16 protein-coding genes are annotated in these 15,134 nt (G+C 60.3%); 8 read left to right on the top strand and 8 right to left on the bottom strand.

The genetic code is table 11. The features are described from left to right. Nucleotides 1-98: 98 nt before the first annotated feature. Entirely contained in the window at nt 99-518 is a 420-nt protein-coding gene (locus FHP24_RS05520; RefSeq protein ID WP_139673967.1) for a DUF5330 domain-containing protein, read from the bottom strand. A 497-nt stretch (nt 519-1,015) separates the two neighbouring features. Between FHP24_RS05520 and FHP24_RS05515 the strand changes: the two genes are divergently transcribed. Together FHP24_RS05515 and FHP24_RS05510 are read left to right on the top strand one after the other, a co-directional pair. Next, the gene (locus FHP24_RS05515; protein ID WP_394344596.1) at nt 1,016-2,581 is read left to right on the top strand and encodes a sensor histidine kinase; all 1,566 of its coding nucleotides are present in this window, start codon (nt 1,016-1,018) and stop codon (nt 2,579-2,581) included. Further along, nucleotides 2,553-3,773 (top strand): peptidoglycan-binding domain-containing protein, encoded by a 1,221-nt coding sequence (locus tag FHP24_RS05510; protein ID WP_139673964.1) that lies wholly within the window; start codon nt 2,553-2,555, stop codon nt 3,771-3,773. Before FHP24_RS05515 ends, FHP24_RS05510 begins: the two co-directional genes overlap by 29 nt. Here the strand turns inward: FHP24_RS05510 and FHP24_RS28655 are convergent. From FHP24_RS28655 to FHP24_RS05500, 3 genes are all read right to left on the bottom strand, one after another. After that, nucleotides 3,770-3,907 carry a hypothetical protein gene (locus tag FHP24_RS28655; protein WP_180355903.1) on the bottom strand — a complete coding sequence of 46 codons (138 nt, stop codon included), beginning with the start codon at nt 3,905-3,907 and terminating at the stop codon, nt 3,770-3,772. The two genes, FHP24_RS05510 and FHP24_RS28655, sit on opposite strands and share 4 nt — an antisense overlap. Further along, entirely contained in the window at nt 3,904-5,016 is a 1,113-nt protein-coding gene (locus FHP24_RS05505) for a pectinesterase family protein (protein WP_180355902.1), read from the bottom strand. The genes FHP24_RS28655 and FHP24_RS05505 overlap by 4 nt, the downstream gene beginning before the upstream one ends. A 322-nt stretch (nt 5,017-5,338) precedes the next feature. Further along, complete coding sequence (locus FHP24_RS05500) at nt 5,339-6,358, bottom strand: DUF1254 domain-containing protein (RefSeq protein ID WP_139673958.1); 1,020 nt, start codon at nt 6,356-6,358, stop codon at nt 5,339-5,341. Between the two features lie 199 nt (nt 6,359-6,557). On the opposite strand from FHP24_RS05500, the gene FHP24_RS05495 reads away from it, so the two are divergent. Then, nucleotides 6,558-6,905, top strand: a complete 348-nt coding sequence (locus FHP24_RS05495; protein WP_139676146.1) for a DUF1491 family protein — start codon at nt 6,558-6,560, stop codon at nt 6,903-6,905. A gap of 3 nt (nt 6,906-6,908) precedes the next feature. Here the strand turns inward: FHP24_RS05495 and FHP24_RS05490 are convergent, their stop codons facing one another. Continuing rightward, entirely contained in the window at nt 6,909-7,976 is a 1,068-nt protein-coding gene (locus tag FHP24_RS05490; RefSeq protein WP_246091609.1) for a DUF2336 domain-containing protein, read from the bottom strand. Nucleotides 7,977-8,648: 672 nt separating this feature from the next. Between FHP24_RS05490 and FHP24_RS05485 the strand changes: the two genes are divergently transcribed. Beyond that, a complete protein-coding gene (locus FHP24_RS05485) occupies nt 8,649-8,837 on the top strand; it encodes a hypothetical protein (RefSeq protein ID WP_139673956.1) in 189 nt (62 codons plus the stop codon). A 114-nt stretch (nt 8,838-8,951) separates the two neighbouring features. Here FHP24_RS05485 and FHP24_RS05480 read toward each other — a convergent pair whose 3' ends face one another. Both FHP24_RS05480 and FHP24_RS05475 read right to left on the bottom strand, forming a co-directional pair. Further along, nucleotides 8,952-9,563 (bottom strand): DUF1254 domain-containing protein, encoded by a 612-nt coding sequence (locus FHP24_RS05480; protein ID WP_139673953.1) that lies wholly within the window; start codon nt 9,561-9,563, stop codon nt 8,952-8,954. Then, on the bottom strand, nt 9,556-10,143 hold the full coding sequence (locus FHP24_RS05475; RefSeq protein WP_139673950.1) for a DUF1214 domain-containing protein: 588 nt from the start codon (nt 10,141-10,143) through the stop codon (nt 9,556-9,558). Before FHP24_RS05475 ends, FHP24_RS05480 begins: the two co-directional genes overlap by 8 nt. A 120-nt stretch (nt 10,144-10,263) precedes the next feature. On the opposite strand from FHP24_RS05475, the gene FHP24_RS05470 reads away from it, so the two are divergent. Next, on the top strand, nt 10,264-10,548 hold the full coding sequence (locus FHP24_RS05470) for a type II toxin-antitoxin system RelE/ParE family toxin (RefSeq protein WP_139673947.1): 285 nt from the start codon (nt 10,264-10,266) through the stop codon (nt 10,546-10,548). After that, on the top strand, nt 10,520-10,840 hold the full coding sequence (locus FHP24_RS05465) for a HigA family addiction module antitoxin (protein ID WP_139673944.1): 321 nt from the start codon (nt 10,520-10,522) through the stop codon (nt 10,838-10,840). The genes FHP24_RS05470 and FHP24_RS05465 overlap by 29 nt, the downstream gene beginning before the upstream one ends. A gap of 15 nt (nt 10,841-10,855) precedes the next feature. On the opposite strand, the gene FHP24_RS05460 is transcribed toward FHP24_RS05465, so the two are convergent. Next, on the bottom strand, nt 10,856-13,108 hold the full coding sequence (locus FHP24_RS05460) for a transglycosylase domain-containing protein (RefSeq protein ID WP_139673940.1): 2,253 nt from the start codon (nt 13,106-13,108) through the stop codon (nt 10,856-10,858). A 193-nt stretch (nt 13,109-13,301) separates the two neighbouring features. Between FHP24_RS05460 and FHP24_RS05455 the strand changes: the two genes are divergently transcribed. Further along, nucleotides 13,302-13,769 carry a YcgN family cysteine cluster protein gene (locus tag FHP24_RS05455; protein ID WP_139676144.1) on the top strand — a complete coding sequence of 156 codons (468 nt, stop codon included), beginning with the start codon at nt 13,302-13,304 and terminating at the stop codon, nt 13,767-13,769. A 165-nt stretch (nt 13,770-13,934) separates the two neighbouring features. After that, nucleotides 13,935-15,041, top strand: a complete 1,107-nt coding sequence (locus tag FHP24_RS05450; RefSeq protein WP_139673937.1) for a helix-turn-helix transcriptional regulator — start codon at nt 13,935-13,937, stop codon at nt 15,039-15,041. Nucleotides 15,042-15,134 lie beyond the last annotated feature (93 nt).

The following is a 15,134-nucleotide window of genomic DNA, read 5'->3' as shown; positions in this document are numbered from 1 at the left end:
CGTCAGCAGGCGCTGAATTTTGGGCAGGCAGTCAGGCGCCGGGGAACCGTTGGCATTGGGAGCCCGGCGCAAGTCGTCAAATTCAAAGAATGTCCGGTCTATTGTATGGGCCGCTTCAGCGGCAGGGGCACCGAACCCGTGTAAAGAGTGGCAGGCGGGGCGATCGATCGGGTCTGCACGGCATCTGCCGGGAAAGGCGTCGGATCGGGATCCTGTTTCAGCGCCACATCGGCAGTCTTGGTATTAAAATGGCTGTCGAGCAGTTCGAAGGCGACATGCGCGCCTTCCGCGGCCCTCACGCCAAGCGCCGAAAGCGTCTCGGCGCCCTTTGCGCAGACATCCGGCTTTTCGGCACACAGGCCGGCAATATAGCTATAGGCTCCGGTCGCAACCGAGATCGCGTCGCCCATTTCCACGGCGCCTGCATCCTCGGTCACTGCAAGCGGCCGGTTGCTGAAGTACGAAAGCACCACCAGCACGGCTGCGAAGAAGATACTTCCCTTGATCAGAAACCACATAGTCCTGTCCTGCCTGACCCTGGCCGCTCCGGCCTTGCTCACCTGTTCTTATCCACAGCGGAGTGCCTCCGCCGGGGGACCGGTCTGTGCCGCTCTTGCACACCACCGTACCGACGGGAAGCAAATACCCCTTTGACGGTACCGTTCGGATTTATCTAAAATTTGACCTAAATCGACACATGCCCGTCATTTTCGCCGTCCCGCACGGCATTTGGTTCAAACTTTAGCGAATGCCGTTAAGCATAAATGGGGCGGGCGTCCGAAAGGCAAGGCGTTTTGCGCGGCACTCGTTGCCACAATCGTTAACGCCAAGCGAAAAAACGAAATAAATCCGTCGCTTACGCCCTGTTAACCACAACCGGAGAAGTGCGGCCTTTTATGTGCCAAAGCCGGAAATGCAGTCTTTTGGCCGCGCCGGGAATCACACACTCTTAGCCTTTCTTTAAGTCGCGGAAGCCTAATGTGACCGCGTAAAACGAGTTGTGTCAGGGTTTTGAGTGCGCGTATTGGGTAACATTGCCGGGAAGGCTGTTGAGGTGGTCGACGTGACCGCCGAACGCTGGCTGGCGCGCCTGGGTGGCGAAGTGGTGCGGGGTGCCGACATCACATTGCTGCGCCGTATGGTGCTGACCGCAGCCGTTGCCCTCGTCACCATTCCATTGGGCCTTACCGCGCTGTTGCGGCCGGTTCTGGCGCTGCCTGTCGGGGCCGCCGTGGTTGTTGCCGTATTCCTCATCATCTCCGTGATCGCCTTTTCCCGGCCCCGTTCGTTGCCGCAAATGGTCGTGAGCGACGATATCTATTTCGACACATGCCCCGGCCTGATGTTGTCCCTCGACGCCCAGGGTCAGGTCCTCAGGGTCGGCGGCCGTGATGCCCAGAGCTTTCCTTCGGCAATCCGCGATTGCGCCGGCGTAACGCTTGCCGAGCGGGTCCATGTCTCTGATCAGATCGCGCTTCTCCAGGCTTTCGACATGCTTCGCCAGGGCGCTTCGCGGGCCGAGACCGATGTGCGGGTACAGAAGACGTCTTCCGTTGCCGACGGGCGCCAGTTTATCCTCGTCCGTTTCGATTTCACCGCCATCCGCAATGGCGAGGGAAACCTCGTCCAGGTGATCGCCCAGGCCCGCGACGTGTCCGAATATGATGCGCTGCGCCGTGAGGCCGAAAGCCGTCAGGAAGAGGCAAGGTCCGCGCACGAGACGAAATCGCGCTTCCTCGCCGCCGTCAGCCATGAGCTGCGCACGCCGCTCAATGCGATCCTCGGTTTTTCCGACGTGCTGGCCGGCGAATATTTCGGCAAGCTGGCAAACGACCGCCAGCGCGAATATGTCGGCCTCATCCGCCAGTCGGGCGGCCATCTTCTTTCCGTCGTCACCACCATGCTCGACATGTCGAAGATCGAGGCCGGCCGCTACGAGCTGCTGATCGAACCCTTCGCCGCGTCCGAAGCGGTCGAAACCTGCCGCGCCATGCTGGATCTCCAGGCGCGCGACAAGGGCATCACGCTGACCGCACGCGTCTCCCGCGCCCTGCCGGAAGTGCTGGCCGATCGCCGCGCCCTGCAGCAGATCCTCATCAATCTTGCCGGCAACGCGATCAAGTTCACCGATCGCGGCGGCGTCGTGTCGATGGATGCATCGCTGCGCGGCCAGGATCTCGTCATCACCGTCAGCGATACCGGCATCGGCATCGCAGCGGAAAAGCTGGGCACGCTCGGCCAGCCCTTCACCCAGGTCGACAACAGCTATAACCGCAATTACGAAGGCACCGGTCTCGGCCTGGCGCTTGTCAAGGGACTGGTTGCGCTCCACCGTGGTACGTTTGCAATTGCCAGCCGTCCGGGCGAGGGCACGGTCGTGACGATCACGCTGCCGATGGGCGGCCCCGATACGGCGGATGCTGAAGACGCAATGGTGGAAACCGTGGAGTTTCCGCCGCGACTGAAGACCGTGCAGTTGAAGAATTCTGATGAAAAGGCCATGATGGAAGGGACCGCGATGGAGCGGTCTGGAATTCAGCTGGGATGTGCGAATGACCACGCGGAAGCGAAAATCGCCTAAGGGGCGACGGACAGCGAAGGAACAAAGCCTTCCGTCCCGCATCCTTGCGGGTACCGGCTCTGCCGTGCTTTACGGCGCGACGGGTTCCGCACGCGGTATCGGCGGCGCCATCGCCCGCAATCCCAAGGCGACGCTTTATGCCACGACCTTCATCGTCGCCTTCTCGTTTGTTGCAGCAAACGCGCTCTGGTACCAGCCGGCCGGTCACCTGTCGCCTTTCCTCGCTACCCGCGATGCGCGCGATCCCAACGCGATTGCCGGTTATCGCCAGACCCGTCAGGCAGATCCCGCCGACGTCACCACCTTCCGGATAGAGCGTGCGCCTTCCGGCGGGCAAAACTCGCCTGCCCAATCGTCATCCAGCCAGTCCGCACCCCGCCAGCCATCTTCGGGCCAGACCGTTGCCTCGCCCGTGGCCCAGCCCGCGATACAGGCTCCGGCAGCCGTACCGGTTGACGACATCCGTTCGATCATCGCCGGCCAGACGCAAGGGGGGCAATCCGCCCCTGCATCCTCGGCAGGCGATCCGGCGCTTGTTGCCGGCATCCAGCGCGAACTTGCCCGTCGCGGCATCTATCAGGGCACCGACGACGGCCTGATGGGACCGCGCACCGAAACCGCCATCCTGTTCTTCGAGGAAGCCTCCGGCCTGCCGCAACGCGGTGTCGCGACGCCGGAACTGCTGGCCGTCCTGCAATCGCCTTCACGGTCTCAGGCTCAGGCCGCAGCCACGCCGCTGCCGATCCCGCGGCAGGCGCCGAGAGCGGATGCGCAAAAGGCGGAAGTCCCCAAAGCCGAAGCACAGAGATCTGCAAGCCGCACCGCTGCCCAGCCTTACGTCCAGCAGGTGAAAGCACCGGCCCGCAACGAAGATCCCATCACCGCCGCAATCCGCTCTTCCGAGCGCCAGCCGGGCATGACGCCCCCGGCCGAAATCCCCGGCTCGCGCCGGGTTGCGACTTCGCCGGCACAGACGCCCAAACGTCCCGATCCCGTACCTGCCTCGCAAATGGTGCTGCAGATCCAGAAGGGCCTGTCGAACATCGCCTATACCGATGTTGAAGTCGACGGTGTCGCCGGCAGCCAGACCAAGGCCGCCATCCGCCGCTTCCAGAAACACTATCGCCTGCCCGAAACCGGCGAACCCGACCAGATCGTGTTGCAGAAGCTGAAAGCGATCGGCGCGCTTTAGCGCAGTTCCAGCAAAAGTGGCACCGGTTTTACGTCGGGAAATGCTCTGGCGCCGACCTGCCTTTCGGGAAAGGCGGCCGTCACAGGAGCCTCTCGCTTCAGGGCAGCAATGCCGCCCTGACGCGCTCTACTCATCGCATCGGTGTCGGCTGCCAGTCTTGCAGCACGTTGGCCATGCTGTAAATTTCAGCTTTTTCCTCATCCAGCTGCGGGCGCTTGGCATTGATGCAAGCGCCGGGGCCGGTGCTGCCATATTCGGAGAAGCGGGCGTCCTCCAGCGGCTGGAACCATTTTCTCGGTCCGGTCAGGGCCGTCCCCTGCATTGCCGTCCAGCCGTCTTCGGCGATGTGATCATCCATATGGCAATTCAGGAATACCGAGACGCCGATCGCATTGGGATCGGCATAACGACCCTCCGCAAAGGTTTTGGTCGGATGCCATGGCCGCCCCAGATAGTGGCTGCCTGCGGGAATGTCGCTGCCTTCCTTGGTCAGGCGGCAATTGTGGAAGATAAGCCCGCTCTCCTGGTCGATCATGGTGCTGGGCGCGGTGACAAAGCCGGCGGGAAGCGTATCGGCGCTGCCGCGATAACGGCTGACGATATTGCAACGTTCGAAGAAGGCTGCGCCTGCGCCAAAGATGAAATCGACATTGCCGCTGATATGGCATCCTTCAAAAAGGCTGCGGCCGACATTGGCGAAAAGCGTATCCTGATAACCGGTGAGAGCCACCTCCTGAAAAAGACTTCTGTCCGCGCCCGTATCGAGCATCAGGGCAACAGCCTGCGATGCACCGACGCGATCGGAACTGGTTTTGTCCCTGCGGTCGTTTTCCAGAAAATCGAATGTGTTGGCGATGGTGATCCCCCGGCTGGAAAAATCCGGAGCCTGGATGGTCACGGTCGCCGAACCCGGCGTTCCCCATTGGCCCTGGCCGTCCGGCCTGTCCTGCCCGGCAAAGGCATCGAAGGTGATGACGGTACTGTCCCGTCCTGCCCCGACAAACGAGATATTGGGCTTGGTCACCGTCAGCTTTTCCCGATACCGGCCGGGCTTGATCGCGATCACCCAAGTTTGGGTCGCGGCTCCGGGAGCCGCTGCCAATGCCTCGTCTATCGTTCGATAGACAGGCGCACCCTCGACAAGCTCTCCAGCCTTGCCGGAATGGTTGGTGTCGACCCAGGCAGACGGTTTCCGATCCTGCGCTGCCGAGGCGGCGTTGAAGCAAACTGTGCTGAAAGGCATAAGGCACAAGCCCTTTATGAACGTGCGTCTGTTATTCTCAAATAAATTCAAGACAGGTCTCCTCATACGTTCGACCTGCGCAACCCCCAGCACAGATCGGAACGCGGCCTGTCAAAAGGCAGAAGCCGCGCTGCAACCTATGAAGGCGTATCGGCAATGACGGCGACCGTCGATGGCATCCGTCAAGTCGGCGTAATTTCGGATAAAAAACCCTGTTGTCACGATCTGACGGCGCCTGGCGCCATCAGAAGGGGTTTTCCCCAATCGTTGGTTTGAGAGTTGAGATCGGCACAGGTCCCTTAAGGGCAACTGCACATTGCGATCATTTGACCAGTTCAGGCTCTGGGAATTTCCACTTTCCCTCGCTCAGTTCCGGGCGCGGGCGGTATAAGCGCACCGTGTAGTTCCAGTCCTCCATGATCGGTATGCAGTTGATCGTGGTGGCATTACAGCCTCCGAACTGGACGACAATGCTCCCGTCGTTCGATGGCTTTGCGGTCAGATTGTTGATCGAATAGGCGTTGAGATCATTCTTTTCGAAATAGCCTTTGCCGTTATAGACGCTGATCGACCAAAACCCGTCTATCGGCACGTCCTTCACGATAATCCTCTCTATTGCTTTTCCGCTCTCATCCTTGGGTTTGGAGGTTAGATAGATCGCGGCCGAGCTTGGATTCCCGCCCCAACCGACTGCCGCGCCGATCAGGTGGCGCACCGGGTCTGTCTCCTCCTTCGAGCCGAACATACGCTCCGAGTTCTGCAGGGTTGAGCCCAGCACCTTCAGCGCATCCCTCACTTTGGCTTGCGAGGATTGATCCCAGTTCGGAACCTCGAACTTGCCGGAAGAAGCTTGCTCGGCCTTCGTCTTGTCCTGTAGCTCATGGACGTCCCTGATGTCTGTTTCGCTCTGCGGATCGACGAGCGTACGGATGATGATCACCAGATAACGAGTGCCGATCGTCTCCTTTGAATAGGACTTGGTCTCCGGCGCATAAGCGATGTCGTGGGTGTAGTGATCTTCGTCGATGACCTGAGCCATCATGTAGCGTTTGCCGGCATCGGGAAGGCTTAGCGTCACCGGACCGGCATCGAGGTCGAACACTCCGATAGAGTAGAGAGTGTCGCGGTTCATGCGAACGATTTTTTGATCGTCGATCGATGCAGGCTTTCGTGCATGCATGAACTTGCCGAACGCGTCTTCCTTGGCATAGGCCGCCATTGTCACGTCCGTTTCGGCCCGCGAAAAGTTTTCTACGGTGACGGGCATTGTCCCGCCGATAACAGCGTCGCCCGATGCCGGATAGCTACCGACCGACAGTAGAAGTACTGCACTGAGAGCCATCCGAAATTTGCATATCGACATTGTCGCGCCTTCCAACATCATCCATCGTTGAAAGGTAGACGCTCTCGGCCAGGGGCAGGAGTTACGTAACGGTAAAATGCGACCGCAAATGATCCTCGACTGCCAGGCCGCGAACCCGTCCGCACTGGCAAGTGACGGCGCATTTGCACCCGCCCGCAAACCGTCCTATGCAAGCCCCATGCGCCTCCGTTCCGATATCTATGTTTCCGCTCTCATCCGCCGCGTCTTCGGCCTTGGCGGTTTTGCGGCCGTTGAGCACAAGGGAGCGGAGGCCGCCGGGGCGATCTTTATCCGCCAACGGTTTCGCGACGGGCTGGAAAGCCTTTATGCGCCGGCGCCGCAGAACTTCTTTTCCGATGAGGATGACGGTAGCCGCAAGTTCGAGACACGGCTCGCGCGTGTCGAACCGGACATTGTGCGCGAGGCTCTCGACAGGGAGTTGCGCTTCGATTCCGACCTGTGGTTGGTGGAGCTGGAAATCGACGAATTGGGCGATCTTTTTCCGGTCGTGAAACCGGATATCTGAGCGTTAGCGGATCCTGAAGCCGGAAGCGCTGCGGCGCACGGTGGCCGAGGTCCGCAATGGCCGGTCCTCGGTGAAAGCCCCTGCATTCTCGGCATCTTCGGCCGCACCGGCCTGCATGCTGGAACCTGCCTGATCCGCGCCGTAGGTGTAACGGTCGGCCCTGCGCCAGGCTTCCACCCGCGCATGGCACTCGTCCTCGTTCAGCGACAGCCACAGGCTTTCAGCCTGCGACATGCCGTCTGCGGCTTGTGCCAGATGGCCGTAGAGCCGGGTGAGAATATAGGTAGCATCGGAGGATGACATGCCGAGGCTTTTCAACACGGTGGCGAGCTGACGACCCGAAAGATCAAGCAGAACACGCTCGGCGAGCCAGCGGCTGGTGGTCAGGATGTCCGAAAGGGCAGTGACGAGAAGCGTGACCTCCCGGTTGCGGGCAAACCGCACCAGCAATGCTTCCTGTATCTCCGAAAGGCTGCGCAACCCGAGACGATCATCGTCTGCCCGCTCCACATGGCCCGCAAGCAGCTTGATCCGGCGGCGCAGATCTTCTTCCCGCGCCAGCCGATCGGTATCGATCACCGGTGTTTCGATATTCGACGTCCCGGCGATCGTCGAACCGGCCTCCGTTGCCGCAACGGCACTTCTGGATTGCCGTACCGTTTCGGGACGCAGCCCCACGAGCGCATCGATGACGGTGGGGGAGAGGGCCGCGCGGCGCACGATCGCGCGTGCATGATCCGCGCCCTGGCAGCGGGCGATGGTAATCAGTGCCTCATCCGTGAGGCAGGTCGAGGTCACCAGAAATGGAGCCGCAACCGCGATCGGCTGGCTGCCGAGAAAAAAGGCGACGGACGGAGGGATATTGGGAGACTGCGACAGTGCTGCGACCGCCTGCCGGCGCGCATCGTCGGACGAAGCCGAAAAGATCGGCATGAAGAGTTCGGCGAACTGCCGCAGCTCCGAACGTGTCGGATGGGAGAGCTCCTCGAAGCTCGTCACCGTAGCCATCAGCACGACGTCCTTCCTGCGCAGCGCCTGCGGTCTCTCAAGATCTCGAAACTCACTCGTCACGGGCAAACTCTTTGAAACGCAATACAAACAGAGGTGCCGACAAATGCGTTTGGCCGCCGCGAGGCAGCCGACACGTCATCTACCTTACCTTGGAAACTCCCGGTGGGCGGGCAGTGTCGATTGGCGTTTCCGCCAGCCTCATTGCTCGCTTAAGATAACGGAGATGCTAGGCTCAATAGGGTTAATGTCTGGTGAAGACGGCCCGTTTCGGCACAGTTCGTCCACAGCGGATACGCTGTTGTCGCGATTGGCAAAAGTGGCGAGGAATGACCTCCTTGATTGCCGTCACAATCCTGCACTTCGAGAATTTCGCATTCAACCGTGATCGCACTGAACCAAATCTGCAACACTGCGTTGTTGATCGGTTCATCAGAATGCATTTCCAGCGGGCGCTACTTTAGCGTTAAGGTCTTGTTAACCGCGTTATGGCTGAATTTCAGTCATGACCGGCCATGAGGCCGGAAAGAGCAGTAGACTTTGATTGTCGCTGCCTCTGTCGGCTCAGGCGGAACCGGCAGGAGATGTCGCAGCGTTGGGCGAAATGACGCTTTGACGAGAGAGACGCGGATGTCCGTGAGCCCCATCCGGGATCTTCATGGGTGCGTCGGCCCGAAAGGGCAGGGTGAAATCGAACCGTCTTCATCCGTCTCGATCCCTTGAATGGAGACGAGCATGGCAGAGATAGTGGTAATGAATGTCTGGCGGGATCGGAAAGGCCGAAAGGTCTCCGTGCCGACTGCAGCCTCGAACCTTGCTCTGGCGGGCGAGATCGTGATGTTCACCGGCGTCCGTTACGAGCGTTTCGACGATCGGATGGACCGCAAGGCCGAAAATCACGCCGTCCGTATCGAGCTGAAGTGACGCAGAAAACCCAAAGCATGTCGCGCAAAAACGTGCAGCGGTTTTGCGCAGAAGACATGCGATAAAATAAAGGCTTAAAGCGTGTAAAGCGAATCCGAAGGATCGCGATGCGCTTTAGAACTGAACTCTGGTGCGCCACTGAAACGGAGCGCAGGTCGCCTGATCGAGAAATTTCGACACGACCGGAGCGACGCTTCTATGCGTCACGAAACTTCTGAGCACGGCATAACCTTCCGTCTGCTGTGTTTCGACCAGCACGGTCTGGGAAAATCCCCGCGGCAGGCTCTTGCGAAGCGCGGCAAGCTGCGCCGGCGTGCCGACCACCACATCCAGCACATGATCCGCGGAGGTGCGGTCGTTGATCGAGAAGATCTCGTCCGACGAGGCGTCGAACACCCCGAGCGACCAGAACGGCACGCCACCATTCGGTGCCGTCAGCCGGACCGGTGCTTCGCTGATGTCGAAGGAGCAGACGGACATCTCCATCATCGGGTCTTCCTTTGAAAGCCCGGCGCGGTCCGGCTGCTCGCCAAGCCGGTAGAAACGCTGGCTCTCACCTTCCGCAATGATGCGCGTATAGGCGTCCCGTTGGGAAAACTGCGGCAGCGAAAAGACGATGATCAGGTGCAGGAGGGCTGCACCCACAAGCCCGGTGACGATCGCAAACAGGATTTTCAGCCATAGAAAATCGCGCCGGAGGGAGGGGAGCCTGGAAAACCTAGACATTGCCGCACCCGATCCTGCGGATCGCCGGCATGGCAAGGTCGATCAGGCCTGAACTGCCCGCCGCCGGCGTATCGAGCAGGGTCAGCGTCAGGCGAAACTGGCCCTGCGCCGGAATGGCCAGCCAGTTTCCGGCCCGCGCCCGCGATGCCAGCGTGATGTCGAGCGAACCGTCCGGCAGACGTACCACCATGCGGGAATTGAGCGAGGAGGGCAGATCCGCGTCGGCTGCCGGAGGACGCCCGTCCGGTCCGGTGGCAAACAGCGTCCAGTACCGCGCAGTCGGTGTCTGGCCGGCGAGCTGGTAGGCACAGTTTCCCGAAAGCCTTGCGCCGCTGTCGTCGGTAGCGGCCGTGAAGCTCAATCCCTCCGCCCGCGCATAAAGAAGCTTGCCGGCATTGGCGCGGTGAGACTTGGCATAAGGATCTGCATCCGCCGTCTGCGCTTCCGGAAAGGCTTCCCATGAACCGAGCTTGATCGCGCCGAACCCGATCGTGGCATCGAGCGCCAGCCGGGTCGACCAGATCCCGCCCCCGAAGGCAATGACAAGCGCGATGGCAACGAGAAAGGGAACACGAAACACGGGCTGCTTTGGTCCTCGGCAAGACGGTGCAGCGAGGATTAGCATTGATTCCATTATGAAGGAACCATCGGCCCGATCCATACATTGTTATCTATAACGCAGTGCGTTATAGTAGCAGCCATGATCAGGGATTTTGCGGATCGAGAAACGGAACGGATCTGGTGGGGTCTCAGGAGCCGCAAACTGCCACCGGATATTCAGGCTGTTGCGCTGAGAAAGCTGCGTCTACTCAATCAGGCACGTGAATTGGGTGATCTGCGTGTGCCGCCCGGAAACCGTTTGGAAGCGTTGAAGGGCGATCTTGCCGGCCGTTTCTCAATCCGCATCAACGATCAGAAGCGTATCTGTTTTGTCTGGACCGAAGGAGGGCCTGCCGATGTTGAAATCGTCGATTACCACGACTGAAACCGAGTGGCTGCCCAACCCGCATCCCGGCGAAATTCTGCTTGAGGAGTTCCTTAAGCCAATGGCACTCAGTCAGAACGAGCTTGCACGATCCATCGTTGTTCCCCCGAGACGCATCAATGAAATCGTTCTCGGAAAGCGTTCGGTCTCGGCCGATACGGATTTAAGGCTTGCCCGCTATTTCGGGCTTTCGGAAGGCTTTTTTCTCGGTTTGCAGGCCGATTACGACCTCATGCAGCGTCGTCGCGAGCTGGGAGACGAACTCGACAGGATTGAACCGCGGGCGGCCTGATGTACCGCCGAACAATCATGGCACCGAATTCGTCACGACCGGGCTTATCACCGCCGTGCCCTTGCGCAAGTCGTCGTTCGAACCCTGACGCCGGCCGGCCGCCGCTCTTGTCGCTTCGGCAACCTTTTCCACGCCGGCCACCAGCGGCGGAGCTGCCTTCAACGTCAGCGCCAACTGCTTCAGCACGCGCGTCGATTCGCCTGACAGAGATCGTGGCCGTTGCAATGCCACCAGTGCCGGATCCTCTTGCTGTGCCTTCGCCACCGCATCGCCCTTTTTATGGTTGCCGGTGGGAAGAGGGTTTTCGATGCCGGGAATGGGGCGCAGTTCGACGCCCTGATGCGCATAGTCCATCAGCTTCTTGAACGTCATCGCCGGCAGTGCGCCGCCGGTCATGTTGTTCATCGAGGTGAAGTCATCGTTACCGAACCAGACGGCTGTCGTATAGTTGCCGGTAAAGCCGATGAACCAGGCGTCGCGATAGCTTTGCGAGGTGCCGGTCTTGCCGCCGGTGACGATGCCGCCGTCAAGCGCTGCGCGCTTTGCCGTGCCGATCACCGGGATCTGTGTCAGGATGCGGTTCATCGACGACGTCGCCTTTTCAGACAAAACGCGGGTAGCAGGTGCTTCATCGCGGTTGAAATCGTAGAGAACCTCGCCGCCGTAACCCAGAACCTGCTCGATCCCGTGGCGGCGTGATTGCATGCCGCCGGCCGGCATCACCGCATAGGCTGTTGCCTGGTCGAGCACGGTCACTTCCGACGTACCGAGCGGGATCGTCTTGTCCATGCGCAGCGGTGTCTCGACGCCGAATGCCTTGGCGGTGTCGACGATCACCTTCGTGCCGAGCACATCCTTCGCCAGCCGTACCGGCACAGTGTTCAAGGATTGCGACATGGCGGTGAGCAGCGTCACCTTGCCCTTGTAGGATCGGCCGTAATTCTGCGGCGACCAGCCGCGCCAGGTGATCGGCGCATCGGAAATCGTCGTCTCCGGTGTCATGCCGTGTTCCATCGCGGCCGAATAGGTAAACAGCTTGAACGACGAACCCGGCTGGCGCAGCGCCTTGCTGGCACGGTTGAACTGGCTTTCGCCATAGTCCCGGCCGCCGACCATGGCGCGAACGGCACCGCCGTTCTCGATCATCGCCATCGCACCCTGCTTGACCTTGTAGCCCTCGCCGAATTCACGCAGGCTCGATTCCATCGCAGCATCTGCCGCCTGCTGCAGGCCCATGTCGACCGTGGTGCGCACCACGACGGAATGCTCTCTGATCTTGCCGTCCTTCGCCAGCCGCTGCACTTCGTCGAAAGCCCAATCGAGGAAATAGTCGGGCGCCTTCACGTCGGCGCGGTCGATCGCGGTTGCCGGGTTGCGCCTTGCGCCGATTACCTGACCCTCCGACATCATGCCGCTCTGCACCAGATTGGAAAGAACGTCGTTGGCGCGGGCGCGGGCCGCCGGCAGGTTGACGTGAGGGGCATATTTCGCCGGCGCCTTGAACAGGCCGGCCAGCATGGCGCTTTCCGCCAGGCTGACATCGGTAATGTTCTTGCCGAAATAGAATTGCGAAGCCGCCGCCGCACCGAATGTGCCGCCGCCCATATAGGCGCGGTCGAGATAGAGCGAGAGGATTTCCTTCTTCGACAGGTTGGCTTCCAGCCAGACCGCCAGAAAGGCTTCCTTGATCTTGCGCTCGAGCGAACGCTCGTTGGTCAGGAACAGGTTTTTCGCCAGCTGCTGGGTCAGCGTCGAGCCGCCCTGCACCACGCCGCCCGCCTTGGCGTTTTCGGAAAGCGCCCGGCCCAATCCGATGAAGTCGATGCCGTAATGATCGAAGAAACGCCGGTCCTCCGTCGCCAGGACCGCCTTGATCAGGTGATCCGGCAGCTCGTCGATCGGCACGGAATCCTCATGGATGATGCCGCGATGGCCGACGACATTGCCGTAACGGTCGAGGAAGGTGACGGCGAAATCGCCGCGGTTTCTCCAGTCTTCCTTGGTTTCTTCGAAAGCGGGAAGGGCGAGTGCCAGCAGCACAACGGAACCGGCCGTGCCGAGCGTCATCGCTTCACCGGCGGCTTCGAAGGCGAGCTTTTTCCAGCCGCGCACGCGAAAACGGCGGAAGAAAATGGTGATCTCTTCCCAGATTTCGGTGAGCTTGAAGCCGAGGTTCCAGACGGTCGAATCGATCCAGCTGTCGATACGCAGCAGGATATGGCGCGCCTTGCGCGGCCGTCCCTCTGGATCTCTGGGTTCGTCCTGCAATCTATCCTCCCGTCCGCAATGCCGTTATTTTAGCTTTTGCGTTTGGCTTGACGTAGCCCCTGACAACGATCAAGAGCATAAGCCGGCCACGGTTAATCAGCATTAGCTGACAATTGGTTGACGCGCGATTGCAAAATCGCAACACGCAAAGGGCGGCCCGCACGATTTGTTTCTTCCTGCCGCAAAAGTGATGATGAACGACGTACCTTTCTGGAAACTGAAGTCCCTCGACGAGATGAGTCAGGGCGAATGGGAAAGCCTGTGCGACGGCTGTGGCCTCTGTTGTCTCAACAAGCTGGAGGACTGGGACACGGGCGACGTGGTCTTCACCTCCGTTGCCTGTCGGCTTCTGGACGGGACGAGCTGTCGATGCAGCGACTATCCCAACAGGCAGAAGACCGTGCCCGACTGCATCCAGCTGACGCCGCAGGAAGTGCGCGAGATCCACTGGCTGCCGCCGACCTGCGGATATCGCCTCGTGCGCGAAGGTGTGGATCTTTACTGGTGGCATCCGCTCGTTTCCGGCGATCCCGAGACAGTGCATCAGGCAGGCATTTCGGCACGCGGCCGCACCGTCAGCGAGACGGAGGTCGATGTCGACGACTTCGAAGACTATGTCGTCAGCTGGCCGCTGCATGTGGGTGGCGAGCGCGGAGGCTGAGCGTTAAATCGAGATAAAGCACAGGTTTCCGTTGCGGGTGTACGATACCGTACGAAGCTTTTTCGACGACTAAACTGGCGTTCTTCTATGTTGTTTGACGCATATATTGTCTAATGATGCATCGATATGTATCGTTGCAACTGTCGAAAAGCGTGATTTCACCTGATGTATGCTCAAAGCACTTTGGCAGATCGCCTTTACGAGGCCGCACTCGTTCCCGAGTTGTGGACGCAGACTTGCGAGCAGTTGGCGGTTGAGGCAGGTTCCACCACCGCTGCGATCTTCACCTTCGATGCCGAGGGCACCCACCGTTACGTTGCCACACCCAATATCGCCGGTGTCTATGAGCAATTTGCAAAAAGCGAACTCCGTTTCAAGAACATCCGGCCGCAGAAGGCGATGGAGAAGTTTCCGTTCTCCTTCTGTCGCGATATCGACTTCCTGACGCCGGAAGAGCTGGAACAGGACGTCATTCTCAAGGAATTCATCCAGCCGGCCGGCATGCAGTGGGAGGCCGGTTACGGTTTTCAGGAACCGACAGGGCATACGATCATCATTGCCCTGCTCAAGGCCAGGCACCTCGACAACTTCTCGCATGAGGATATCGCCAGGCTGAATGCGCTGAAGCCGGATCTGGCGCGGGCCGCCTATATGTCGTCGCGGCTTGCCTTTACCGAGGCGCGGTCGATGACCGATACGCTCTCGATGCTCGGCCTTCCCGCAGCCGTGATCGGCGATGGTGGTCAGGCGATCCTGATGAACGAGGAACTGGAAGCGCTTGCGCCGCGGATTCGCACCGGTGCCGGCGACCGGCTGATCCTCGAAGGAGCGGGCGCCCGCGCGCTGCTGGACGAAGCGATCGAACGCTACAAGGCGCAGGCCGTACCGACCGTGCAGTCGGTGCCCATTCTTTCGCGCGATGAACTGCCGCCGCTGATCCTCCATCTTCTGCCGATCCGCCGCGCCGCACGCGACATCTTCTCCCGCTCCATGGCCGTGCTCGCCGTTACCCAGGTCGGGCAGGTGGGCCCGCCGGATATGCGGGTTCTCTGCGGTCTCTTCGATCTGACGCCGGCGGAAGCCAAGGTAGCGCGCGGCATCGCCATGGCGCATACGCCGGAAATGGTCGCCGCTTCGCTCAACATCTCGCTGGAAACGGCGCGCTCGCACCTGAAGCGCATCATGCAGAAAACCGGCACGACACGGCAGGCCGAACTCGTTCTGCTTCTCTCCGGCCTGAATGCGCCGGGCATGGGGCCAGGCGGACGTTAGGCCTGATCCTCCCTGTGCGTTTTCGCCGCTGCGGAATTATTTCCTCATGTCCTTGACCTTCCCATCATGGGAAGCCTTACATGCGGATGCGAA

Origin of the sequence: Aliirhizobium smilacinae, from assembly GCF_006335145.1 — a bacterium.
In the GTDB taxonomy this organism is placed as follows: Bacteria; Pseudomonadota; Alphaproteobacteria; order Rhizobiales; family Rhizobiaceae; genus Neorhizobium; species Neorhizobium smilacinae.
The sequence above is the reverse complement of the archived record's forward strand: the minus strand, read 5'-3'. Positions and strand labels throughout refer to the sequence as shown.

Coding starts and splice junctions, on each gene's coding strand:
- FHP24_RS05520 (WP_139673967.1), bottom strand. CDS start 518: ATGTGGTTTCTGATCAAGGGAAGTATCTTCTTCGCAGCCGTGCTGGTG.
- FHP24_RS05510 (WP_139673964.1), top strand. CDS start 2,553: ATGACCACGCGGAAGCGAAAATCGCCTAAGGGGCGACGGACAGCGAAG.
- FHP24_RS28655 (WP_180355903.1), bottom strand. CDS start 3,907: ATGAGTAGAGCGCGTCAGGGCGGCATTGCTGCCCTGAAGCGAGAGGCT.
- FHP24_RS05505 (WP_180355902.1), bottom strand. CDS start 5,016: ATGCCTTTCAGCACAGTTTGCTTCAACGCCGCCTCGGCAGCGCAGGAT.
- FHP24_RS05500 (WP_139673958.1), bottom strand. CDS start 6,358: ATGGCTCTCAGTGCAGTACTTCTACTGTCGGTCGGTAGCTATCCGGCA.
- FHP24_RS05495 (WP_139676146.1), top strand. CDS start 6,558: ATGCGCCTCCGTTCCGATATCTATGTTTCCGCTCTCATCCGCCGCGTC.
- FHP24_RS05485 (WP_139673956.1), top strand. CDS start 8,649: ATGGCAGAGATAGTGGTAATGAATGTCTGGCGGGATCGGAAAGGCCGA.
- FHP24_RS05480 (WP_139673953.1), bottom strand. CDS start 9,563: ATGTCTAGGTTTTCCAGGCTCCCCTCCCTCCGGCGCGATTTTCTATGG.
- FHP24_RS05470 (WP_139673947.1), top strand. CDS start 10,264: ATGATCAGGGATTTTGCGGATCGAGAAACGGAACGGATCTGGTGGGGT.
- FHP24_RS05465 (WP_139673944.1), top strand. CDS start 10,520: ATGTTGAAATCGTCGATTACCACGACTGAAACCGAGTGGCTGCCCAAC.
- FHP24_RS05455 (WP_139676144.1), top strand. CDS start 13,302: ATGAACGACGTACCTTTCTGGAAACTGAAGTCCCTCGACGAGATGAGT.
- FHP24_RS05450 (WP_139673937.1), top strand. CDS start 13,935: ATGTATGCTCAAAGCACTTTGGCAGATCGCCTTTACGAGGCCGCACTC.